Origin of the sequence: Streptomyces sp. NPDC051776 (genome assembly GCF_040681345.1) — a bacterium.
Taxonomy (GTDB): domain Bacteria; phylum Actinomycetota; class Actinomycetes; order Streptomycetales; family Streptomycetaceae; genus Streptomyces.
In genome coordinates this window covers 42,158-64,646 of the sequence record NZ_JBFAYQ010000007.1, presented here as the reverse complement: position 1 = coordinate 64,646, position 22,489 = coordinate 42,158, and the positions used below count along the sequence as shown (strand labels likewise).

Below are 22,489 nucleotides of genomic sequence, written 5' to 3'. Positions count from 1 at the left end.
CGCCGCGGGGTCCCGGGACCAGAGGCCGCCGCACCTTGATCGCACAGGGCCGGGCACGGAAAGTCGTCGGTGACGACACCCTGCTCCCCCCGGCGATCACAGGTACTCTCACGTCCATGAGGGACCACCGTCACGGCGCATCCCGCGCGGCAGAGGGCGTCCCGGAGGTCTGGACCGGGCGTGCGATCAACCGCGCGCAGTGGCCTCTCGCCGCTCTCGGCGCCGCCTGCATGGCCCTCGGGATCGAGCTCGCCGTGGACTCCCCCTGGACGTCGAGCATCGCCCCGCTTCTGATGTCCGTCATCGGGTGCGTGGCGACCGGCCTGCTGATCCTGTTCGGAACGCTCGCCTTTGTGCACGTCCATGTGCGAGTCGACGCGGATGCGGTCGAGGTGCGCTGCGGCCACGTCGGTCTGCCGCGCCGCCGGATCCCGATGGAGAACGTGGTCGGCGCCTACTTCGCGCCCCGCGTCACTCCCCACGAATGGGGCGGCTGGGGCTACCGCTGGCGCCCGGAGAAGGGCACGGCCGTGGTCGTACGCCGTGGCGAGGGCCTGGTCGTACGGCTGGGGGACGGCCGCATCTTCACGGTGACCGTCGACGACGCCGAGGACGCGGTGCGCGTGATCCGGGACCGCATCGTCCGAATGGCCCAGACGCGCCCAACGGCTCAGGCCTGACGTCTTACGGATCCAGGGAACCTGCAGGCTCCCAATCCACGTGCCCCCTGCTCAGGGGGTTGCTGCCCGGCAGCGACGAAGGGGCCGCATGCAACGGCCCCGCCGTGACCCGGGGCTCTGCGTCGGGTCCGGCGGCCGACTCCGTGTCCGCGCCGGGTTCGGCATCGGTGGGCCCATGGGCGGCGCCGAGCGGGCGGGCCGTGGCCAGACCCGCGAGGAATCCCGCGCCGGCCGTCACCGGCGCAAAGCTCAACGCGTTGCCGACGCTCGCCACTGCGGCCACGACCGTCAACGCCGCGCCCGCCGTGAGCACCACCTGCGTCGACCGCGGAGAGCGCCACAGCGAGTGCAGCAGCCACAGTGAAGCCGCGCTCAGGAGGAGCAAGCCCGGCAGCCCCTGTTCGGCGGCGAGCTGCAGTACGGCCGAGTGCGGTTTGCCGCCCGAACTCGTGATGCCCTGCGCCGCGGGGCTCAGATCCCCGAACCGGTCGGGACCGGTGCCCAGCACCGGATTCCCCGCGGCCAGGGCTGCCGCGTCGTGCCAGAGCAGGACCCGCCGCTCGGTGAGCTGTCCCTCCAGCGACACCGCGAGTCCCGTTGGCAGCACGTCCTGTGCGACGGCCCAGGCCACTCCCGCGACGACCGTCCCGGCGAGGGCGAGCCCGGCCAGTCCGGTCGCCCGGTGCCTGCGCATCGGCGCGGCGGCCAGCGAACACAGCAGGACGACAGCCGCGGCGACGCACCCGGCGGGCGAGCCCGCGGCCAGGGCGGCACCGGCGATGGCGACGGCCGGCAGCCGTAGACACAACCGCGCCGCGGGGGACCTGGCGGCCCAGGCCGAGCAGCACGCGGCACCGGAGGCGAGGGCGAACAGGGCCGCGTGCGCGCCGGTGTGCCCGGGCGGTGGATCGACGGCGACGCCGGGAAGCCCGTACGGAGCGGCGTACGCCAGGGCCGCTCCGGTGATCGCCGCGCATGCCGGTACGGCGACCGGCAGCACCGCTCCGCCGATCCGTCCGCAGGCATACCCCGCGGCGACCGCGAGCAGAGCGAGGAGCACCCCCTCGGGACGGGCCTCCCGGCCCGCAGCGGTGATCAGCGCCCAGCCGGCGCAGCAGCCGAGGACGAGCACGCCCGTCACGTCGGCGGCGCCCGTGCTCCCCCTCTCGCCTGCGGCTTCCCCTACGGCGGGCCTCGCGGCAGACGCCATCCCGTCAACCCCCCTGAGACGGGCGCCGCTCGCGGCGGTGGGGGGAAACGCCGCCCGCGGGCACGTGGTTGGCCACACCGTAACGGCTGCGGCACGGGCGTGTGGAGCCATTGCGAAGAAACCGTGCGGTATGTGAGAGAGGCGGGACGGCAGGGACGGAATGCGCCTTACGGATACGCTCGGGGTATGGCGACACCCGACTTCATCCGTGAGCTGCGTGCGAAGGCCGGCCACCAGCTCCTCTGGCTCCCCGGCGTCAGCGCCATCGTCTTCGACGACGACGGCCGCGTGCTGCTCGGCCGCCGCGCGGACACGGGCCGGTGGTCGATCATCGGAGGCATCGGCGAACCCGGCGAGCAGCCCGCACGGACCGCCGTCCGCGAGGTCCTGGAGGAGACGGCGGTGCACTGCGTGCCCGAGCGGGTGGTCCTCGTCCAGGCGCTGGAGCCCATGTGCTATCCCAATGGCGACGTCTGCCAATTCATGGACATCACGTTCCGCTGCCGCGCCGTCGGCGGCGAGGCGCGCGTCAACGACGAGGAGTCGCTGGACGTGCGGTGGTTCCCGCTGGACGCGCTGCCCGACCTCGAGGACTTCGCCCGCATGCGGATCAAGCAGGCCCTGGAGGACGGCCCCGCGTGGTTCGACCCCACCATCGCGCACTGAACTGTGTGCAAACGCCACATCGGTGGTGACGCGCCCGCTCCCTAGGATTCCGCACATGACCGCGCCCTCCCCGCCCGGCCCCGGGCTTGCTCCAGACCTTGACCCAGGGCCCGCCCCCGGCCCGGACCATCGCACCGTCGGCCTCGACCTCGTCGGCCGTACCGCGCTCGTCACCGGTGCCGCAAGCGGCATCGGCAGCGCCTGCGCGCTGCGCCTGGCGGCAGCCGGGGCAGAAGTACGCGCCGTGGACCGGGACGCCGACGGGCTCGCCGCCCTCGCAGATGGGGCGGCCGGGCTGGCCGGAGCTCTCGAACCGCACACCCTGGACCTCACCGATCTCGACGCCGCGGAACAGGCCGCGGCCGGCACCGACGTCCTCGTGAACAACGCGGGTCTCCAACTCGTCAGCCCCATCGAGGAGTTCCCTCCCGAGGCGTTCTCCACGGTCCTGAAGGTGATGCTGGAGGCGCCATTCCGGCTCGTACGCGGCGCGCTGCCGCACATGTACGCGCGGGGGTGGGGCCGGATCGTCAACATCTCGTCCGTGCACGGACTGCGCGCCTCCGCCTTCAAGTCCGCCTATGTCGCCGCCAAGCACGGCCTCGAAGGGCTCTCCAAGGTGGCCGCTCTCGAAGGCGCGCCCCATGGCGTCACATCCAACTGCGTCAGCCCCGGTTACGTCCGCACCCCGCTCGTCGAGCGGCAGATCGCCGACCAGGCCGCCGCGCACGGCATTCCCGCGGACCGCGTCGTCTCCGAGGTGCTGCTCGCCTGCTCGGCGATGAAGCGGCTGGTGGAGACGGAGGAGGTCGCCGAGGCGGTCGCGTACCTCTGCTCGCCGCAGGCTTCGTTCATCACCGGCACCTCGATCCCGCTCGACGGCGGATGGACCGCGCGCTGACCCCCTCGGGGAGGGGCGGCGCCGGGCCCCGCGCAAAACCCGCGGAAGGGAGCGGTGCGGACGGGAGCCGTACGGACAGGAGCCATACGGACGGGAGCCCCGCGCAGGCGCGTCACGCGGACGGCTCCATGGCGCACCCGCCGCAGGCCACTGGCACATCCGGCGGCCCGGCAGGTATCTCTGGGACCATGGCCCGCCCCCGCACGCAGCACTCTGCAGCCGAAGCCCCATACCTGGAGCTTCTCGCCCGCGGCGCCCCGGCGGAGGAGTACGAGCACCCCGTCCTGCGGGCCCGGGCCGACGGGGCGCCTGCCGAGAAGGTGGCCGCCCTGGAGAGCGGGAAACTGCTCGCGCTGCGGGTACGGGGCGAACTGGAGGGGCGGCGGCGCCGCGAGGCCGAACTGTCCGCGCTGTACGAGACGGCACACGATCTCGCGGGGCTGCGGGACCTCGATGCCGTGCTGCAGGCGATCGTGCAGCGCGCGCGTTTGCTGCTGGGAACCGAGGTCGCGTATATGACCCTGAACGACCCCGTGGCCGGTGATACCTATATGCGGGTCACCGACGGGTCGGTCTCCGCCCGCTTCCAGCAATTGCGGCTCGGCATGGGGGACGGGCTCGGCGGACTCGTCGCCCAGACCTCACGCCCGTACGTGACGGACAGCTACTTCGACGACGAGCGGTTCCGGCACACCCGGACCATCGACGCGGGCGTGGCGGACGAGGGACTGGTGGCGATTCTCGGCGTACCGCTGGTCCTCGGCAGCGGCGTCATCGGCGTGCTCTTCGCGGCCGACCGGCGCGCCCGTGTATTCGAGCGCGAACAGGTCGCTCTGCTCGCGTCCTTCGCCGCCCACGCAGCCGTCGCCATCGACACCGCGAACCTGCTCGGCGAGACCCGCTCCGCGCTCGCCGAACTCGAGGCCGCCAACGAGATCATCCGGGACCGCAGCGGCGTCATCGAGCGAGCATCCGGCGTGCACGACCGGCTCACCGAACTCGTACTGCGCGGCGGGGGAGTGGAGGACGTCGCCGATGCGGTGGCCGAAGTCCTGGACGGCGCCGTCGAGTTCGCCGAGGCGGGCGCCGCGCCCGCGCAGGCCGTCGACCGCTCGCGCGCCGACGGCCACGCCGTGCGCCATCGCGACGACCGGGTGGCCGCCGTCTCCGCGGGCGGTGAACTCCTCGGCGCCCTCGTGCTCCACGGGCACCCCGGCCTCGACCCGGTCGACCAGCGCACACTGGAGCGCGCCGCGATGGTCACCTCGCTGCTGCTGCTGGCCCGCCGCTCCGCCGGTGAGGCCGAGCAGCGAGTGCGCGGTGAACTCCTCGACGACCTGCTGGACGCGGCCGATCGCGACCCGCGGCTGCTGCGCGAGCGCGCCGCTCGGCTCGACGCCGACCTGGACGTGCAGCACGTGGTCCTCTCCGCCCGCGCCGAGGCGTCGGAGACGACGCCCGCCGGCCAGGAGACCGCCGACCGCCGACGCCTGTGGTCCGCGGCCTCCCATCTGGCCGCCACCCGGCACGGGCTGGCCGCGGCGCGCGACGGCGGCATCGTCCTTCTGCTGCCGCTGCGGGAGGGCGGCAGCGCGGCCGCGACCGCGCGGCAGGCCGCCCGGCAGCTCGGCACCGCCGTGCACCATGCCGTCACGGTCGGCGCGTCCGCGCCGGTGCCCGAGCCCGTCACCCGGCCGGGGTCCGTCGCCGCCGGATACGCGGAATCCCGGCGCTGCCTGGAGGCGCTGCGCCTGCTCGGCCGGACGGGACAGGGCGCCGCCGCCGAGGACTTCGGGTTTCTCGGCCTGCTGCTCGCCGACAGCCGCGATGTGGGCGCCTTCGTCCAGCGCACCATCGGCGCCGTCACCGAGTACGACGAGCGCCGGGGCACCGAGCTCGTCCTCACCCTGGAGGCGTACTTCGCCTGCGGCATGAGCCCGGCCCGTACGAAGGACGAACTCCACGTGCACGTCAACACCGTCGCCCAGCGGCTGGAACGCATAGGACGGCTCTTGGGCCCCGACTGGCAAGCCCCCGCCCGCGCCCTGGAGGTGCAGCTCGCCCTCAAGCTGCACCGGCTGGCGACCGCCGTCGACCGCTGACGGCGTCGCCCGGCGTGCGTGCCCGGACACCCTGCGGCAGCGTGGACTGCGGACGAATCCGTCCCAATTCAACGCGACAGGAGGCAGCTCCATGAGCTCCATGCGAGGCCAGAGCGGTAACCGGAAGAGCCCGGCCGGCAAGGCCGGCAGCACGGTGGGAAGGTCCAACGGCACCGCACGCAGGACCGGCACGGCGTCCAAGGCGCGGAGTACGGCGAGCCGGTCGAGTACGGCGTCCAAGGCGCGGAGTACGGCGAGCCGGTCGAGTACGGCGTCCAAGGCGCGGAGTACGGCGAGCCGGTCGAGTACGGCGTCCAAGGCACGGAGTACGGCGAGCCGGTCGAGTACGGCGTCCAAGACCCGGAGTACGGCGAGCCGGTCGAGTACGGCCTCCAAGACGCGGAGCACGGCGAGCCGGTCGAGCTCTGCGGGCACGGCACGCAGCGCCTCGAGCAAGAAGCCCACCGCCTCGAGCAAGAAGCCCACCGCCTCAAGCCGGACGAGTTCCTCGAGCCGGTCGACTTCTTCGAGCCGGAGCGGGAGCGCCCGCAGCTCCGCGAGCAAGGCCAGTGGCACCGCGCGGAAGATCAGCGGCGCCGCCGACAAGATGAAGGGCAGGGCCCGGGGCGTGGCCGGCAAGGTCACCAGGGACGACAGCATGCGTGCCCGCGGCATGGCCGGCCAGGCCAAGGGGAAGGCCAAGCAGGCGGTGGGCCAGGCCAAGCAAGCGGCCGGTCAGGCCAGGCGCAGCATCTCCGGCGCCAGGAGCGCCGTGAAGAGCAAGGCGCAGAGCACGAGCCGGAGCGGCCCCAAGCGCTGACCGCCGGCGGTCGCGGATGCGCGGCTGCGCGGCCCGGCGGGGAGCCGGCCGCGCAGCCGTCGAACGTGGGGGCAGGGGGGCCGCGGTCTCAGACCGTACGGGCCGGTGGGACGGCCGCCTTGACGCCACCGGCCGCTGCCTCGGGCTCGATCGCCGCCAGGTCGCGTTGCCATGTCTCCCGCGCCGTTCCCACCGCGACCAGTGTGAGCAGCGCAGCCGCGATGACGTAGAGCGCGATCGGCGTCGCGCTGCCGTAGTCGGCCAGCAGGGCAGTGGCGATCAGCGGGGCCGGGGCTCCGGCCGCGACCGAGGAGAACTGCGCGCCGATCGAGGCCCCCGAGTACCGCATCCGCGTTGCGAACATCTCCGAGAAGAACGCCGCCTGCGGCGCGTACATCGCACCGTGGAAGACCAGCCCCACCGTCACCGCGAGCAGCAGACCGCCGAAGCTCTGCGTGTCGATGAGCGCGAAGAACGGGAAGGCCCATAGGCCCACGCCCGCCGCACCCAGCAGATAGACGGGGCGCCGTCCCAGCCGGTCGGACAGTGCGCCCCAGAGCGGGATCACCGCGAAGTGCACGGCGGACGCGATGAGGACGGCGCCCAGCGCCGTCTGCTTGTCCAGACCCGCGCGGCTGGTCGCGTAGACGAGGACGAACGCCGTGATCACGTAGTAGCTGATGTTCTCCGCCATCCGAGCGCCCATCGCCACCAGCACGTCCCGCCAGTGATACCGGAACACCGCGACGAGCGGCAACTGCTCCACCAAGTCCCTCTGCGCCGCCTTGCGCGCCTCGGCGCGGGCGAGGGCCTCCTTGAAGACGGGCGACTCGTCGACGGACAGCCGGATCCACAGCCCTACCAGCACCAGCACGCCGGACAGCAGGAACGGGATCCGCCAGCCCCACGCGGTGAATGCGCCGTCCGAGAGCACCGCGGTCAGCGCGGAGAGCACACCTGTCGCGAGCAACTGCCCGGCCGGTGCGCCCGTCTGCGGCCACGAGGCCCAGAACCCGCGCCGCCGGGCGTCTCCGTGTTCCGAGACCAGCAGCACCGCGCCGCCCCACTCACCGCCCAGCGCGAAGCCCTGGACCAGGCGCAGCCCGGTGAGGAGGAGGGGGGCCGCGGAGCCGATGGCGGCGTGGGTGGGAAGCAGGCCGATGGCGAAGGTGGCGCCGCCCATTAGCAGCAGGCTCAGCACGAGCAGCTTCTTCCGCCCGAGCCGGTCGCCGTAGTGGCCGAAGACGAGGGCGCCGATGGGCCGGGCCGCGAATCCCAACGCGTAGGTGAGGAAGGAGAGCAGCGTGCCGACGAGCGGGTCGGAGCCGGGGAAGAAGAGCTGGTTGAAGACGAGAGCGGCCGCGGAGCCGTAGAGGAAGAAGTCGTACCACTCGATGGTGGTGCCGATGAGGCTCGCGGCCACGATGCGGCGGAGCGAGCCGGGGGGCGGGGGCGCGGAGGCCGGGGCTGCCATGGTCACCACTTCCGGGCGGGGACGGGGACGGGTTCCGTGTCGCCACACCGTAGAAATACGCAGGTCACCGGCCCATGTGACGGGACACCATAGTTCGGACTCCGGGTGTGCGCGCCCCCACCATGCGCGGTGGCCCCGCGCGGTGCCGGCGACGGGCGGGCGGCCTCGACGAGCTCACGCCCGCGGTGCAGGACTGCGGGTGCCCCTTCCACGATTCGTGGCCGGGCCACGTACGGGTGTGACGCCCCACGTGCGGGCACGCGCGGCTCGACCACCGATTCCGCCCCGCGAGCGCATCCGCGGCGCCCAGGAGTGCCGTAGGCGGAACGCGGAAGGCGGAGTGCGTCGAGCGGGACGCGCTGCAAGTGGCGGAACCGACCCGGCCGTACGGGGTTCTGCTCTTCGAGGCGAGCCGGTTGATGGAGGAGTTCCAGCTCACCTGCGACGTGCTGCAGCGCTGCGCCGAGCAATGACCGCGGCCCCGCCCTCCGGCCCGGCTGCCCTGTGCCTCCCCCGGGAGGTGCACGGCCGTCTCCGTACTGCCCGAGGTGTACGGAAACGGACTCCTCGGGGCGGACGCGGCGGCGGGGGCCGGACGGCAGGGTGGAGGTGTCGCGAACGGCATGAGCGGCCCCCCCGGGGGGACCGGACCTGCACCCCACCCCCCGGGGACACCCGCCACCGAAGGACCGGCCACCGTGCCGACTCGCGACGGAACCGCCCGGCACCACGGCCGGGCCCCGGCACCACGGCCGGACCCCGGCACCAACGGGGCCAGGACCCCGGCACGAACGGGGCCCGGAAGGCACCGACCGCGTAGGACCGCGTACGACCGCGTAGGACCGCGTACGACCGGCCGCGTACCGGGCCGCTCCCACCTCCCCAGAAAGGCGCGTGACGCACTGCCCCCGGGCGCCAGGAGCAACGATGGCCAGGACTCTCCCCGTCTTCTGCTACCACTCCGTGTCGGACGACCCACCCGCGTGGACCGCCCCGTACGCCGTCACTCCCCGGGACCTGGCCCGGCAGCTCCGCCTCATCAGGGACGCGGGCAGAATCGTCATCCCGCTGCGGCAGCTCGTCAGCGCGCTCCGCGGCGGCCCGCCCGTCCCGGAGTGCGCCGCCGTCATCACCTTCGATGACGGGTACGCCGATTTCGCCACGGCCGCGGCACCGCTGCTGGCCCGCCACGATGCACCGGCCAGTGTGTTCGTCACGACGGGCGCCGTCCTCCCGGACGTGCCCGCGCACGGCTTCCTGCCACCTGCCGACATGCTCACCGCGCAGCAGATACGCGAACTGGACCAGGCCGACTTCGACATCGGGGCCCATCCCCGTACGCACCCGCATCTGGAGGCGGTGACCCTGGACGCGGTACGGCGGGAGATCGCGGAGTCCAAGCGCGAACTGGAGGACCTCGTCGGCCACGCCGTGCCGCACTTCGCCTATCCGCACGGCCGTTCCAGCCGCGCGACGCGACGGGCCGTACGGGAAGCGGGCTTCACCGCAGCGTGCGCCATGGGCAACGTCCACTCCTCCGAACGGGACGACCCGGTCCGCATCCGCCGGCTGCTGGTCCGATCCACCACCTCCGACCAGCAGTTCCGGAGCTGGGTGCAGGAACGCCCGGTGAGCCGTCCGATGCGGGGCGTCCAGGAGCTGGCTTGGCGGGCCCTTCGGCGGAGCCGGCCCTGCTCCCGGAGGGCCTGATGCCCGGTCGGTCGCCGGATTCGGACGGTACCGACGGCCGGTACAGGCCGGATGCCGCCCCGGACCGTGATGCCGCCCCGGACCGTGATGCCGCCCCGGACCGGAAGGAGAGCCATGCGCGAAAAAGGAGAGCCATGCGCGAAAACGGTCGGGCAGGATGGACGGACTTCGAAGACGGGGCCTGTACGGCGGCCCGCTCCTGCGACTAGCCTGCGTCCGCTCTCCGCGGCGCGGACGCGGGCCGATGCCCGGAAGCCCGGACGACGGCCCCGGCCATGGCAGGGCGCATCGGACGTCCGAGGGCAAAAATCCGCCATCTGGCGGATGTTGCCCGCGCGCCCCCGTCGCATGCTCGGCCAGCCGGAACCCGTCGCCACGGCGGCCAGTGAACGGAGGGCTTGGAGTGCTCCTCTCCAGGGAGGAAATCGCGCGATGATCTCTTGCCGCTGGGGGGCGGGCGCGGTTTCCGCATGTCCGGGCGCCGCGGACGGCAGTTCCGCAGGGGACTTCACGCCGGACCGTACGGTCCCCGGATCAGGCGCTGGTGCAGGCACCCCGGGCGTCGCACACTTGAGACATGGGCCTCCAGGCGGAGGGAGGCAGCGGTGGGCGACTTCCCCGTAGGCCTGCTCGAACGGGTCGAGGCTGCCCACCTGGAACGGCTCGTCCTCCAGGCGTCCAGGGGCGTGGGACGCGCCCTGCTGGTCGAGGGCGAGCCCGGGATCGGCAAGACGGCGCTTCTGGATCTCACGGGGATGTACGCGGAACGCCTCGGAATGCGCGTCCTCAGCGGTGCCGCGGAAGAGATCGAGCAGGGTCTGCCGTTCGCGGCGATCTCCAGCTGCCTCGGGAGCCGTACCGCGCCCAGTGACGCCCACGAGGCCGGCGTCGGCCTGCTCATCCGTGGCGAGGGATGGTCCGGCGCGCCCCTGGGCGTCGACGCGGCCGACGCCGGGTTCGCGGAGTCCTTCCTCGCGCAGGTCGACCAGTTGTGCGCGTCGGGCCCGCTGGTGCTCGTGCTGGACGACCTGCACTGGGCGGACCGGGCCAGCCTGCGGGTGCTCGGAGAGCTCGGCCAGTCGCTCGGACAGCTTCCCCTGCTGCTGGTCGGCGCCTACCGCACCGCGCCCCCGCGAAGCAAGGAGCTCGACCGCCTGCGCCGCGCCCTGCTGGCCCAGGGAGCCACGGTGCTGCCGCTGGAGCCCCTGGACGACGACATGGTCCGCGAACTGGTGACCCAGATGCTCGGCGCCAGCCCCGGGCCCGGGCTGCTGCACCTGATGAAGGACGCCGGAGGGAACCCGCTCTACATCACCGAGATGGTCGAGACCCTCACGGCCGGTGACCAGATCCGGGTCAGGGACGGGGAGGCGGAGACCACGCTCGCCCCCGACAGCCCGTCGCCCGGTGCCGCGGTCCTGCACCGGCTGGACTTCATGTCCTCCGACGCGCTGTCCGTCCTGCGCGTCGCCTCCGTGCTCGGTTCCGCGATTACAGTGGAGGACCTGGCCGCCGTCGCCGAACGGCCCGTGCCCGACGTGCTGGGCATCCTGCTCGACGCCTGCGACGCCGGTGTCCTCTCGGAGCGGGGCGGCCGGTTCTGGTTCCGGCACACCGTGATCCGCCAGGCGCTCTACGACGACCTGCCGGCACCGCTGCGTGCGGCACTGCACCTGGAGGCGGGCCTTGCGCTCGCCGGGACCTCCGCACCACCGGAACTGATCGCCGAGCACCTCGGTCTGGGAACCCCGTCGGGCAGCCCCCGCGTGGTCGACTGGCTGGCCGGACACGGCGAGCACCTCATGGTGACCATCCCGAAGATGACGGTCGAACTGCTGCGGCGGGCGCTGGACTACGCCGATGCGGCCGAGCCCCGCCGATACCGGCTGCGCATCCTCCTCGCCGCGGCCCTCCTGCGCTCGGGCCGGGCGGCGGAGGCCGAGGACCAGGCGCGCCAGGTGCTCGCCCACCATCAGGACCGCACCTCCGAGGGCGCCCTCTGGTGGATCCTGGCCCGCGCCCCGTACGTGGCCGGCCACCCCGACCTCGCCTGGGCCGAGATCGAGCACGCGCTGAGCTCCGTCTCCCTCTCCCGGGTCGAGACCGTACGGCTCCAGGCGTTCGGCTCCGTCGTACTGCTGACCCTCGGGGAGCTCGAACGTGCCGAGCGGACGGCGCGCCAGGCCGAGCGGGACGCCCGGGAACTCGGCGACGTCAACGCCCTCTCGGACGCCTTCCAGACCCTGGCCGTGCTGCACCATCTGCAGCGGCGCACCCCCGAGGCGCTCGACCTGGCCGACCGGGCGCTGCGGATCGCGCACGAGTCCAACGCCCCCGTGGACAAGCGGATTCCGCTGCACATGATCCGCGGCCACTGTCTGCTGGCGCTGGGCCGTACGCAGGAGGCCGACGACGCGATGCGAGCGGGCCAGCAGGTCGCCAAGCAGCTCTGGGACCACGTACCGCTGTGCGATCTGTCCCGGGCGCTCGTGATGTTCGCCGACGGCCGGTGGGACGACGCGCTGGCGGAGATCCAGGCCGGTCTCGAACCCTCCGACCAGTCGCTGCCCCGGGCCCTGCACAGTCTGGCCGCCGTCATCGCCGTGCACCGCAACGACCTCGCGACCGCACGCGCGCACCTCGCCGATATCGGCGCCGTGCAGGACGGGTCGCCGGACGGGCGGTTCTACGCGTTCCTCGCCGCCTGGGCCGGCTGCCTCGTGGACGAGGCGGAAGGCGCTCCCGAGCGTGCCCTGAGCCGGTGCCTCGACTCCAGCCGACAGGGCCTGGCCACGGTGCTGTGCTCGGTGCTCGCCTTCTTCGCCCCCGGAGCGGTGAGCCTCGCCCTGACCACGGGGAACACCGAAGCAGCCCGCGAGATGACCGCCGCGATCGAGTCCAAGGCGGCCGCGGGTGACGGGGACGAGGGGCTGGACGACATGAGCGGTATCGCCGCCCACTGCCGCGGCCTGCTCGACAACGACCCGGACACCCTTCTGGAAGCGGCCGGTTACTACGACCGGCTCCCCTGGGTCCTCTTCCGCGCCCGCTACTACGAGGACGCGGCCGCCACACTGGCCCGGGCGAAACGGCTGGCCGAGGCGCGCGTGATGCTCTACCGCGCCATGGACATCTACGCCGACCTGAATGCCACCTGGGACGCGACGCGGGCCGCGTCGAAGCTGCGGGCCCTGGGAGTCCGCCGGGGCCACCGCGGACTCCGGGGCCGCCCCGCCACCGGCTGGGACAGCCTCACCGACACCGAACTGGCCGTCGCCTCGCTCGTCGCCCAGGGCCTGTCGAATCCGGACGTGGGCGTGCGCCTGCGCATCTCACGCCGGACCGTGCAGACCCATGTGTCCAACATCCTCTCCAAGCTCGGCCTCGCCTCCCGTGTCGAACTCGCCACGGTGGTCACCGCACACGGGCTTGCCACATCCGGCCGAGGCCGTACGTCGCACCGGCCCGCCGGGGAAGGGAGCACCTACACCGTCAGCGGCCGCGGCCTACCGCGCCGTTGAGCGGTGCCGGGACGGGCGCTGCGGCACGTGCCCACCGGTGCACGGAGGACGACCTGAGATCCGACAGATGGTGAGGGAAGATGAGCGGGCCGAACGGCGAACTGCCGGGCAGGGCAGCGGAACGCCACGCGCTGGATGCCGTCATCGCCCGCGTCGGCACCCGCTCGCGTACGGTCCTGGGGACCCGGTCCGGCCGGGCGGTGCTGGTGGAGGGCGAGCCGGGCATCGGGAAGACGGCGCTGCTCAGGGCGAGCGCGGCCGATGCCCGCAGCCACGGGGTACGGGTCCTGGAGGGCGCGGCCGAACAGCTCGAGCGCCGCGTCCCGTTCGCCGCCATCGGCCGGTGCCTCGGGATCGGGGCCCCGGACGGTGACCCACGGGTGCGGCGCGTCGCCGCAATGATCCGCGGCGAGGGCCAGCCGGATGCCATGCAGGCCCGCGACGCCGACTTCGCGATCGTCGAGGCGATTCTGGCGCTGCTCGACGAGTGGTGCGCCTCGGGTCCACTGGCCCTGCTGATCGACGATGTGCACTGGGCGGACGAGGCGTCCCTCCTGCTGCTCCACCGGCTTGGCAAGTCCCTGGCGACCCTGCCCATGGCGGTGGTGTGCGCGTACCGCCCGGTGCCCGACGAGGGGCTCGAGCGGCTGCGCCGCAGCCTCACCGCGCGGGACGCCCGCGTGCTGACGCTGGGCCCGCTGGGCGACGACGCGGTCTCGAAGGTGGCCGAGGATCTGCTGGGCACGGCCATCGGCCCCCGGCTGCGCCGACTGCTGCGCGGGGCGTCGGGCAATCCGCTGTTCGTCACCGAGGTCGTGGAGTCCCTGGAGCGGGACCGGCTGATCCGCGTCGCCGAGGGAACCGCGGAGGCCGTCACCTCCTCCGTCCCGCAGTCGCTGGCCTCGGCGGTCCTCAGCAGGCTGGAGTGGATCTCCGATGAGGGCCTGGCCCTGCTGCGCGCCGCCTCGCTGCTGGGATCGAGCTTCACGGTCTCGGACCTTTCGACCGTCACAGGCCACTCGGCGGCCAAGCTCGTCGAGCCGGTTCTGGAGGTCGTACGCTGCGGCGCTCTGACGGAGTGCGGCGACCGGCTCGCCTTCCGCCACGACCTCATCCGGCAGGCGCTCTACGAGTCGACCCCGTCGCGGGCGGCCTCCCATACGGCCGTCGCCCGCGCCCTGGCGCGCAGCGGCGCACCCGTGGAGCGCGTCGCGGAACACCTCCTGCTGGGAGCCGGGTACGGCTGGGATGGCACGGTCGACTGGCTGCTCAACAACGCGGGGACGCTCATCCTGCGCGCCCCCGCCCTCGGGGTCGAGCTCCTGGGCCAGGTGCTCAAGGAGACGGCCTCCGACGACACGCGCGGCGACACCCTTCAGCTCATGCTGGCCTACGCGCTGCTGTGGGACGGGCGCGCGTCCGATGCGCGCGAACGGGCGGAAGCTGCGTTGAGAGGTCTGCACGACAATGCCCTGCGCGCCGAGTTGCTGTGGGTCCTCGTGCAGGCCGACACCGTCTCCGGGCAGCTCGAAGGGGCTGCCCAGCGCACCCGGGAGGCCTTGGCCCCGGGCACGCTGTCCCCGGAGGAGACGCTGCGCTTCCAGGGTTTCCTCTCCACCGCGATGTACTTCCTCGGGAATCTGGACGAGGCCGAAGCGGCCGCCCGGAAGGTCCAGGAGCGCGCCAGGGGGACGGAGCAGACGGACGCCACGATCGACGCGCTCCAGACGCTGGTCGGCATCCGGCAGGTGCGCGGGGAGATCGCGGCAGCCGTGGAGGGCGCCGACCACGCGCTGCAGTCGGCGCGGGCCCAGCCCATGAACACCCACCGACAGGTCGCGCTCCAACTCATCCGTGCGGCCTGCCTGTTCGAGCTCGACCGGGGGCCGGAGGCGCAAACGGGTCTCGAAGCCGGGTTCGAACTCGCGGAACGCAGCGGTGGCATCCTTCTGGCGACGTGTCATATGTGCCGTGCCACCTTCATGTTCCACTCCGGGCAGTGGGACGACGCCCTCGCCGAGATCGACGTCGCCCTCGAACTCCCCGCCTATCTGGGCATCCCCCGGGCCTTCCAGGGGCTCGCGGCGCTCATTGCCGCGTACCGCGGTGAATTCGCCACCGCCAAGGCCCGGTTGGCCGCCGCGGACCAGGTCACCACCCCCTCGCCCACGACCACGTACTACGAGTACCTGGTCCACTGGGCGCAGCAGATCCTGCTTCAGGCGCAGGGCCACCGGCAGGAGGCCCTGACGGATCTGCGGCAAGGGTGGCGGCACGGCTTCGGGCCCGTGACGGGCCGGGCGATCCCGTGCCGCGCCGCCGATCTGGTGCGCCTGGCCCTGGAGGCGGGCGACCGGGCGACGGCGGAGGACGTGACGGTGTCACTGGAGTTGCGCAACGCCTCGGAGCAGCACGCCACCCTCAGGATGCGCGGCATCGCCGCCCACTGCCGGGGGCTGCTCGACGCGGACCCCGCCGTCATGGCGGCCGCGGCCGATGCCTACGCCCGCAGCAACTGGGCAGTCTCCCGTGCCCAGTACCACGAGGACGCCGCCGCCGTCCTGGCCGAGGCCGGCCGGATGGACGAAGCGCGCACCGAACTCGACACGGCCCTCGGCATGTACGCGGACCTGCACGCCGACTGGTGCGCCGAGCAGGCGGAGGCGCGGCTCGGCGCGCACGGTGTCGTACGGCGTCGGCAGCGCCGCCGCGAACGGCGCCCGACCAGCGGCTGGGCCGCCCTGACCGAAACCGAGCACCGGGTGGCCGCTCTGGTCGCCGAGGGGCTGTCCAACCCCACCATCGCGGCGCAGATGTTCGTCTCCCGGCGGACCGTGCAGTCGCATGTCTCCAGCATCCTCGCCAAGCTGGCGCTGTCCTCGCGGGTGGAACTGGCGACGTACATCGCGGGCCGCCGGTGATCCCGGGCGCGCGGCCGCCGGGGGGTGGCCGCGTGCGTCCGATCGCGGGTGGCCGACGTGTCCCGGAATTCCGCTCCGGCTGTGGTGATCTAGCGTGGAGAGGGCGAGTACCACGGAGGCGTCATGACGGTGCAGGTTCTGCTGGCGGACGACCAGGAGCTGGTCAGAGCCGGATTCAAGCTGCTCATCGACTCCGACCCGGAGCTGGCCGTGGTCGGTGAGGCCGAGGACGGCGCCCAGGCCGTCGAGCTGGCGCGCGCCACACACCCCGACGTCGTGCTGATGGACATCCGGATGCCCCGGGTCGACGGGATCGAGGCCACCTCGATGATCGTGGACGACCCGGGCCTGGCCGGGGTGAAGGTCCTGGTGCTGACCACGTTCGGACACGACGAGCACGTCTTCGCCGCGCTGCGGGCCGGTGCGGGCGGCTTCCTCCTGAAGGACACCCCGCCCACGGAGCTGCTGAACGCCGTGAAAGTCGTGGCGCAGGGGGACAGCCTGCTCTCACCGAAGGTGACGCGGCAGCTCATCGAGGCCTTCGTCTCCCGCCCGGACCAGCGGGTCGACCCGCCCGACCTGACCATGCTCACCGACCGCGAGCGGGAGGTGCTGACCCTGGTCGGTCGCGGCCTGACCAACGCCGAGATCGCCCGCGACCTGGTGCTCTCCCCGCTGACGGCCAAGACCCATGTCAGCCGGATCCTGACGAAGCTCGGCGCCCGCGACCGGGCCCAGCTCGTCGTGATCGCGTACGAGTCGGGGCTGGTCCGGGCGCAGTCCTGAGGGGGCCGCCCTGCCGAGCGGTCAACCGTCGGTCAGGACGGGGGCCCCGGACCGGGGCGGGAACAGAGGCGCCGTATCGTCGTGGTGCTGCGCGGCCGCGACGGCATCCGATGCGATGCCGAGCGGCGCGGCACCGGACGGCGCACGGTCGGCGGGGGCGATCCCGTGGCGGACTCCCGGGGCACGGGGGGCCGGGGCGGGGCGGCGGTCCGGCGGGCGCGGCAGCCGGAACCATACGGTCGTGGCGCCGTCGTACGTCTCGACTCCGCACGCGCTCGAGAGCTGGCGCATCAGCAGCAGGCCGTACCCGCCGGTGCGCAGCGCGTCGACATCGGCATCGTCCCCGATGGGGTCGTGCCGCAGGTCCGGCTCGCCGCCGCCGTCGTCGCAGACGCATACGGTGAGGCTTCCGGAGTCCAGCAGGAGTTGCATCCGCAGGTGGGCGCAGTCCGCGACATGCTGGTAGCCATTGGTGACCAGCTCGCTGACCAGCAGTTCGAGATCGTCGCCCGTGGCCTGGAGCCCCCAGGCGGTGAGCTGCTCGACGATGTGCGCCCGTGCCTCACGGGGCGCGGTGGCGGAGGCCCGCTGCATCCAGGTCTCCGCGGCGACCAGTGGCGGCACACCGAACTCGCTCTCGGCGGGGTGCACCTCCCGCCACGACTGTTGCATGGTCTGCTTCTCGATGCGGAACGGCATCGCGGGTTCCTCTCGGGCCACATGGCCATCCAGTTCGGATCCCCCGATCACCTCAAGCCTGGAGCGGTGGCGTTGATCCTGTATCCGCCACTTGGCGGCAATCTTTGCGGTGTGCCGTGTATCCGCCCTTTGAAGGGGCGCAGAGGACGCGAGGAGGGGGCCGCAGGCGCATCGATCCGGCTGCCGTCGGGCGTGGAGCGCACCGGGCGGGTCATCCGTCGCGGGAGTTCTCTCGCGGTCCGTGCGCTCTCCGTGCGCGTGCCGGTGCGGTGAGCGATCGCGGGGCGGCGTCTCCGCGGAGGGCGGCCGCTGCGCGTCTCCCCGGCATCCGCCAGGTGGCCCCGCCGTACTCCGGGGTCCGCCCGAAACCCGCCACATGGCGGATATACGGGAGCAGGTGGCAGGGCGCAGGCTCACGCATGGGTGACGGGGGACGAACACCCTGCTGTCCTGTGGGAGGAGCGAGCGGTGACGGTCCACCACCGCTCACTCCGTGCCTGTGGCACCACTGTCCGTAATTGTGGTCCTAGGTGGCATTTATGAACGCCATGCATGACGGGGAGCGGCCCGGTCCTGCACGGTCCTGGCTCAACAGTGGTCACCCCACCCCTCCGGGGTGGCCCGGTGACGTCCCCCCGCCGAGTTCCTCGCGCTTCGAGCAGGGCGCCAAGGCTTGGCTCTTCGGTCTGGCGCCCGATCGGTGGATCGGCCAGACGGTGCTGCACCAGTACCCGGTGGTCCTCGCCCGCATGGTGCGTCACCATCTCCAGGCGACCCTCGCGACGGCGTTCTTCTGCTCACTCGCCGAGGACGAGCTGTCCAGGGGTGTGGCGAGGCGTCCGGCGGCGGAGGCCGTCGCCATCAGCCGGCACGAGGCCGAGCGCGCCGTGACGCTGGGCCATCAGGTACGGCTCGTGGAGGAGGCCCTGCGCACCACGCCGCGATAGCGCGACCACAATGCCGGTCGTTGCGTGACGCCCGATTCCGCGTGACGCACGCTCGGCGCCGAAGCCCGGCCCGCACCTCCCCCCATGGGTGCGGGCCGTTCGCATGCCCGGGGTGCCCTGACGCGCCGCTCCAACCGGTCGGAACCGAGGGGCAGTTGGGGTCGGCGGCGGTTGACTTACCCGTCGACCCTATGCATATCCGGGGGAAAACGGACCAGTTGACTCTTGTCAGGATTGATGGACTTTCATGGCGCCCTGGCGTGCTTGGGTTCCGCCAGGTGGCGGATATTCGTCCATGGGAGAAGTTGAAAGATGGCCGACCAGTAGGGAGTTCTGCAGGAACTTCCTTCCACCGACCACTTTCAACCCCCCACTGGAGACACGGGTGTGCGAGCGGAGCAAGGAGGCGCCCGCGCCACCATTTCGAGACCGATACCGGATCAGCGGGGCGGTACGGAGACCTTTCCGGCCCGTCTCCGCCATCACTGCCGCCATCGCGCTGATCGCACTCGCCGGCTGTGACTCGTCCGACGCGCTCTGGGCCGCGCCCGGGACATCGGGCGCGTCGCCCACGGCGTCTGCGCCGGAAAAGCCGGCGGGCAAGAAGAAGCCGGCCGAGAAGCCGAAACCGAAGCCGTGCCCCCGGCATCCGAGGAGCGCCGAATACATCGCGGTCACCGGAAGCGGCACCAACGCCGGTGTCCTCACGCTGAGGACCGAGGAGGGCTATTTCGTCTGCTTCGGCACGGCGGACCGGGCTTCCTTCGTGCTGACCGGCAAGCGGAAGACGTTCAACCTCGAACGTGCCGCGGACATCACCGTGGTGGCGCCGATGAGCGAGGACTCCTCCGCCACCGCCGTGACTGTGGACGAGTTCCTGACCGCCATCGACAAGAAGAACGCCGACACATTGCCTTTCACCTACAGCGTCAGCACAAGGGGCTGGATCGACAGGCTCGACGGAGTCGGCACCGAAATACCGCCCGGGCCGACACCCAGCAGATCGGATCGCTGAGAACGCCGGTTCCGTCCCGGATCCGAGGGCGGCACCGGCCATACAGGGGAGGAATCCTGATGAGCACGCAGTACCACGCCAGGACCGGCAATATCGCCGAGGCGGGCGAGCTGACCAAGGCCTGCCACCAGCACATCGTCGACCTCACCGAGGCGATGATGTCCCGGACGCACACGACCATCGCCGACTGGCAGGGTCCCGCGTCGGACAGCTACCGCAATGCCATCGCCCGGTGGAAGGTCCAGGCCGACCGGATTCAGACCACCCTTCGGGAGATGGGCCTCGCGCTGGAGCAGACGCAGGTCAACTACGACAGGACCGAACTCGCGCACGTCAGGACGATGGACCACATGACCCAGCTCATGAATTCCATCTGACCCACCAGACCCAGCACGAGGAGAAACACCATGGCCTACAACGTGATGAACATCGACACCGGAGCGCTGCAGCGCGTCTCCGCGGACATGACGAGCCAGACCAACGAGATCGGCAACAGTCTCAGGAAACTTGAGAACAGCATCCAGGGGCTGATGACCGGCTGGGTCGGTCCGGCGAACGTCCGATACTCCACCTTCCGTGACGAATGGCGGGCGGCGGCGGAAGCGCTCAACCTGGCACTGGGCGACGTCGCGCAGTGCACGAACAGAATGGCGATGAACTACGAGGAGTGCGAAGCGCTCAATTCCCAGATGTGGTGAGGGGGAAGGCGTGAGCACCTTCTGGGTGGACGCGCAGCAGCTCGACATGGCCGCTGCCGGAAGCCGGATGCACGCCTGGGCGCACGGCGCCGAATTCTTCGAGTTCCGGGTCAGGACCGCCGGAGCGAAGGGTGCCTTCGCAACCGACGAGGACAACCAGAAATACGAAGAGACCCTGAACCAGGTCATCGGCTCGGAATCCAACATTGCGAACCTCTTCGCGAACGTCATCGACCGCATCCAGGCCGTGGCTGTCAACTACGGGGCGGCGGACATGTCTGCCAAGGGTCCACTGGACGACTATCTCGCTACGTGACGCACCACGGAGCGCAGAGGTAACGCACACGAAATATGGGGAGGGTCCGCAGTGGCCTGTGGGAAACCGTCGGGGGATCCGCAAGCGATCCGCACCGCCGCGAGGGCGTACGACTCGTACGCCGATTCCATCGACCAGTTCTGGGCGACGGTGGACGCGATGGCGGGAACGCTTCTGCTGGGGCACACCAGCGTCGTACAGCAGTCGCTCGACGGTTCTCCGGTCCACCAGGCCGACACCGTTTCCCTGGCCTTCGCCTGGAAGGGCGAGGCGGCGGACAAGGCCACGGCGACCCTCACTCAGTCACGGCTCGACCTGAACCAGTACACCCGTCAACTCCGCGACTACGCACGGCAGTTGATGGAGTACGCGGACAAGCTGGAGGAAGCCCAGAAGTGCTCAGTCTGGGAAATCCTCTCGTGGGTGCTGCTCGTCGTCTTCGCCATAGCCGAGATCATCGTCGGTGTCTTCTTCGGCGGTGTGATCACGGCGGCCCTGCAGTCGGTCTTCGGAGCCATCGCCCGGACCTTCTTCCAGGGCATCGAGTTCGCCACGTCCGCCCTGGTCCGCGCGGTCGGCGGCACAGGGTTGCGCGGCGCGGTGGCGGTCGGTCGGGGGCTGGGGGCAACAGGGGGCCGTCTCGGTGCCGAGGTCGGGGGAAGCTCCCTCGTCCGGGGCGGCGCCGGGGCGGCTCTGCGGGGTGGCGCCGAGGTCAACGTCGGCGGCTTCGTCCGCGGTGGATCGTTCGCCGGCACGCGGAGTTCGGGAGCCCTCTTCGAGAACGCCCTGGGGAATCTCTCCACCCACCTGGCCGCCCTTCCGGAGAACATCCTCCGGAAGACCGGCGACTATCTGTGGAGGTTCGTCGTCCCGGCCGGCCAGGGTTTCGTGGAGGACACGCTGGCCAAGGGCGTGCTGGCGATGGACCCCCGTATCAGCTTCAAGGACCTGTGGAGCGTCAAGGGCGATCTTCTCTTCCCCTTGTTCGCCATCGGGGGCGGCATCGTCGCCAGCGGTATGACGTTCGATGCGCTGCACACCATCACCAAGCATGTGATCAAACACGGCAAGGACATGGGCGTCGATGTGTTCAAGCGATTCGACGACCTCGACACCGCGATCAAGGACCTGCCGTGGAGCCAGGCGGACGTCGGTCCCATCAAGGGCGAGCCGTTCAACTGGCAGCACATTCTCGACGGAACGGACCCGCGCGGTGCCCGGCTCATCAAGGACGGAACGATCACCGCATTCCAGAACGTCCTGGTCCAGACGGCCGTACAGCCTCTCTTCGCCACCCTGGCCAGCGCGGTCGACGGGAAGGACTTCAAGATCGACCCGAAGGCCTTCCTCTACTACCTCGCCGCCGGAACGGTCACCGGCATGGCGATCCCCATACTCAAGCGCAACGGCTTCTATGTGACGAACAAAGCCCTCGGCCCCTTCCGCACGGACGACAAGTTCCCCGCGGAATTCCCCGGACTGAACATCCCCGCGAACTACCTGGGCAACGTGCTCATCGACACCGGGCTGGCCCAGTTCCGCAAGATGACACTCGACCCGGTCGCCGGGTTCGGTCCCCTCTACGCGTACCAGCAGGCGCTCGCCCCCAAGCTGGAGGGGCAGCCCACGCCTCCCGACCCCAGCACGCTGCCCGGCATTCCGCCGGACGCGGTCCAAGCACGGACGACACCATGAGCGGCACCGGAACCCCCACCGGCCCGCTCAGCGGATCCGGCAGCGGATCCATCTCCGAACAGATCGCCGACCAGGAACTGCGCGGCCTGCACGACCGCATTCACGCCGGCGAGGTGCACGGCAACCTCCTCGCGGAGGCGACCGGGCGCGGACGGCCGGGAGCCGGGCTCATCTCCGGCACCACGCTCGCCGGGCTCTCCGTCGTGGCCGCCTTCGTGGCCGGCATGGCCGGGGCCGTCATCACCCACCAGCGCGAAGAGATCCGGAAGACCGAGAAGGCGCCCAGTGTTTCGGCGCCTCACCATCCCGCGTCGAAGGACGGGTGAAT

Annotated in this window: 19 protein-coding genes; 16 read left to right on the top strand and 3 right to left on the bottom strand. The window is 71.7% G+C overall.

What is annotated here, in order from left to right:
• The first annotated feature begins 116 nt into the window (after positions 1-116).
• Complete coding sequence (locus tag AB0M26_RS08390; protein ID WP_365256552.1) at positions 117-680, top strand: hypothetical protein; 564 nt, start codon at positions 117-119, stop codon at positions 678-680.
• Positions 681-684: 4 nt separating this feature from the next.
• Here AB0M26_RS08390 and AB0M26_RS08385 read toward each other — a convergent pair whose 3' ends face one another.
• On the bottom strand, positions 685-1,890 hold the full coding sequence (locus tag AB0M26_RS08385; protein WP_365256549.1) for an O-antigen ligase family protein: 1,206 nt from the start codon (positions 1,888-1,890) through the stop codon (positions 685-687).
• Between the two features lie 186 nt (positions 1,891-2,076).
• Between AB0M26_RS08385 and AB0M26_RS08380 the strand changes: the two genes are divergently transcribed.
• The 4 genes from AB0M26_RS08380 to AB0M26_RS08365 all read left to right on the top strand — a co-directional run bounded on the left by AB0M26_RS08380 (position 2,077) and on the right by AB0M26_RS08365 (position 6,379).
• Positions 2,077-2,556 (top strand): NUDIX domain-containing protein, encoded by a 480-nt coding sequence (locus tag AB0M26_RS08380; protein WP_365256546.1) that lies wholly within the window; start codon positions 2,077-2,079, stop codon positions 2,554-2,556.
• Between the two features lie 55 nt (positions 2,557-2,611).
• Complete coding sequence (locus tag AB0M26_RS08375; protein ID WP_365256543.1) at positions 2,612-3,457, top strand: 3-hydroxybutyrate dehydrogenase; 846 nt, start codon at positions 2,612-2,614, stop codon at positions 3,455-3,457.
• Positions 3,458-3,645: 188 nt separating this feature from the next.
• On the top strand, positions 3,646-5,559 hold the full coding sequence (locus tag AB0M26_RS08370) for a helix-turn-helix domain-containing protein (protein WP_365256540.1): 1,914 nt from the start codon (positions 3,646-3,648) through the stop codon (positions 5,557-5,559).
• Positions 5,560-5,650: 91 nt separating this feature from the next.
• Entirely contained in the window at positions 5,651-6,379 is a 729-nt protein-coding gene (locus tag AB0M26_RS08365) for a CsbD family protein (RefSeq protein WP_365256537.1), read from the top strand.
• Between the two features lie 88 nt (positions 6,380-6,467).
• On the opposite strand, the gene AB0M26_RS08360 is transcribed toward AB0M26_RS08365, so the two are convergent.
• A complete protein-coding gene (locus tag AB0M26_RS08360) occupies positions 6,468-7,853 on the bottom strand; it encodes an MFS transporter (protein WP_365256534.1) in 1,386 nt (461 codons plus the stop codon).
• Between the two features lie 927 nt (positions 7,854-8,780).
• Here AB0M26_RS08360 and AB0M26_RS08355 point away from each other — a divergent pair.
• The 4 genes from AB0M26_RS08355 (at position 8,781) to AB0M26_RS08340 (ending at position 16,791) form a co-directional block, all read left to right on the top strand.
• Positions 8,781-9,563, top strand: coding sequence for a polysaccharide deacetylase family protein (locus AB0M26_RS08355; RefSeq protein ID WP_365256531.1), 783 nt, complete (start codon positions 8,781-8,783; stop codon positions 9,561-9,563).
• A 605-nt stretch (positions 9,564-10,168) separates the two neighbouring features.
• Positions 10,169-13,084 (top strand): AAA family ATPase, encoded by a 2,916-nt coding sequence (locus AB0M26_RS08350; RefSeq protein WP_365256528.1) that lies wholly within the window; start codon positions 10,169-10,171, stop codon positions 13,082-13,084.
• 80 nt (positions 13,085-13,164) lie between these two features.
• Entirely contained in the window at positions 13,165-16,005 is a 2,841-nt protein-coding gene (locus AB0M26_RS08345) for an AAA family ATPase (protein ID WP_365256525.1), read from the top strand.
• Between the two features lie 123 nt (positions 16,006-16,128).
• Positions 16,129-16,791 carry a response regulator transcription factor gene (locus AB0M26_RS08340; RefSeq protein WP_365256522.1) on the top strand — a complete coding sequence of 221 codons (663 nt, stop codon included), beginning with the start codon at positions 16,129-16,131 and terminating at the stop codon, positions 16,789-16,791.
• 21 nt (positions 16,792-16,812) lie between these two features.
• Here the strand turns inward: AB0M26_RS08340 and AB0M26_RS08335 are convergent, their stop codons facing one another.
• Positions 16,813-17,490: an ATP-binding protein gene (locus AB0M26_RS08335; RefSeq protein WP_365256519.1), complete on the bottom strand. Its 678-nt coding sequence runs from the start codon at positions 17,488-17,490 to the stop codon at positions 16,813-16,815.
• 539 nt (positions 17,491-18,029) lie between these two features.
• Here AB0M26_RS08335 and AB0M26_RS08330 point away from each other — a divergent pair.
• The 7 genes from AB0M26_RS08330 (at position 18,030) to AB0M26_RS08300 (ending at position 22,487) form a co-directional block, all read left to right on the top strand.
• Positions 18,030-18,437, top strand: a complete 408-nt coding sequence (locus AB0M26_RS08330; protein ID WP_365256516.1) for a hypothetical protein — start codon at positions 18,030-18,032, stop codon at positions 18,435-18,437.
• 385 nt (positions 18,438-18,822) lie between these two features.
• A complete protein-coding gene (locus tag AB0M26_RS08325) occupies positions 18,823-19,452 on the top strand; it encodes a hypothetical protein (protein WP_365256513.1) in 630 nt (209 codons plus the stop codon).
• Between the two features lie 59 nt (positions 19,453-19,511).
• Positions 19,512-19,829, top strand: a complete 318-nt coding sequence (locus AB0M26_RS08320; RefSeq protein ID WP_365256510.1) for a WXG100 family type VII secretion target — start codon at positions 19,512-19,514, stop codon at positions 19,827-19,829.
• A gap of 30 nt (positions 19,830-19,859) precedes the next feature.
• Positions 19,860-20,150 (top strand): WXG100 family type VII secretion target, encoded by a 291-nt coding sequence (locus tag AB0M26_RS08315; RefSeq protein WP_365256507.1) that lies wholly within the window; start codon positions 19,860-19,862, stop codon positions 20,148-20,150.
• Between the two features lie 10 nt (positions 20,151-20,160).
• Positions 20,161-20,466: a hypothetical protein gene (locus tag AB0M26_RS08310; RefSeq protein WP_365256504.1), complete on the top strand. Its 306-nt coding sequence runs from the start codon at positions 20,161-20,163 to the stop codon at positions 20,464-20,466.
• Between the two features lie 51 nt (positions 20,467-20,517).
• Positions 20,518-22,161, top strand: a complete 1,644-nt coding sequence (locus AB0M26_RS08305) for a hypothetical protein (RefSeq protein WP_365256501.1) — start codon at positions 20,518-20,520, stop codon at positions 22,159-22,161.
• Positions 22,158-22,487 carry a hypothetical protein gene (locus AB0M26_RS08300; protein ID WP_365256498.1) on the top strand — a complete coding sequence of 110 codons (330 nt, stop codon included), beginning with the start codon at positions 22,158-22,160 and terminating at the stop codon, positions 22,485-22,487. Before AB0M26_RS08305 ends, AB0M26_RS08300 begins: the two co-directional genes overlap by 4 nt.
• Positions 22,488-22,489 lie beyond the last annotated feature (2 nt).

What these genes read in the sequence shown, in the direction of transcription:
- AB0M26_RS08355 (WP_365256531.1), top strand. Translation starts at nt 8,781, where the DNA reads ATGGCCAGGACTCTCCCCGTCTTCTGCTACCACTCCGTGTCGGACGAC.
- AB0M26_RS08300 (WP_365256498.1), top strand. Translation starts at nt 22,158, where the DNA reads ATGAGCGGCACCGGAACCCCCACCGGCCCGCTCAGCGGATCCGGCAGC.
- AB0M26_RS08375 (WP_365256543.1), top strand. Translation starts at nt 2,612, where the DNA reads ATGACCGCGCCCTCCCCGCCCGGCCCCGGGCTTGCTCCAGACCTTGAC.
- AB0M26_RS08345 (WP_365256525.1), top strand. Translation starts at nt 13,165, where the DNA reads ATGAGCGGGCCGAACGGCGAACTGCCGGGCAGGGCAGCGGAACGCCAC.
- AB0M26_RS08340 (WP_365256522.1), top strand. Translation starts at nt 16,129, where the DNA reads ATGACGGTGCAGGTTCTGCTGGCGGACGACCAGGAGCTGGTCAGAGCC.
- AB0M26_RS08320 (WP_365256510.1), top strand. Translation starts at nt 19,512, where the DNA reads ATGAGCACGCAGTACCACGCCAGGACCGGCAATATCGCCGAGGCGGGC.
- AB0M26_RS08365 (WP_365256537.1), top strand. Translation starts at nt 5,651, where the DNA reads ATGAGCTCCATGCGAGGCCAGAGCGGTAACCGGAAGAGCCCGGCCGGC.
- AB0M26_RS08315 (WP_365256507.1), top strand. Translation starts at nt 19,860, where the DNA reads ATGGCCTACAACGTGATGAACATCGACACCGGAGCGCTGCAGCGCGTC.
- AB0M26_RS08385 (WP_365256549.1), bottom strand. Translation starts at nt 1,890, where the DNA reads ATGGCGTCTGCCGCGAGGCCCGCCGTAGGGGAAGCCGCAGGCGAGAGG.
- AB0M26_RS08390 (WP_365256552.1), top strand. Translation starts at nt 117, where the DNA reads ATGAGGGACCACCGTCACGGCGCATCCCGCGCGGCAGAGGGCGTCCCG.
- AB0M26_RS08335 (WP_365256519.1), bottom strand. Translation starts at nt 17,490, where the DNA reads ATGCCGTTCCGCATCGAGAAGCAGACCATGCAACAGTCGTGGCGGGAG.
- AB0M26_RS08330 (WP_365256516.1), top strand. Translation starts at nt 18,030, where the DNA reads ATGAACGCCATGCATGACGGGGAGCGGCCCGGTCCTGCACGGTCCTGG.
- AB0M26_RS08370 (WP_365256540.1), top strand. Translation starts at nt 3,646, where the DNA reads ATGGCCCGCCCCCGCACGCAGCACTCTGCAGCCGAAGCCCCATACCTG.
- AB0M26_RS08360 (WP_365256534.1), bottom strand. Translation starts at nt 7,853, where the DNA reads ATGGCAGCCCCGGCCTCCGCGCCCCCGCCCCCCGGCTCGCTCCGCCGC.
- AB0M26_RS08380 (WP_365256546.1), top strand. Translation starts at nt 2,077, where the DNA reads ATGGCGACACCCGACTTCATCCGTGAGCTGCGTGCGAAGGCCGGCCAC.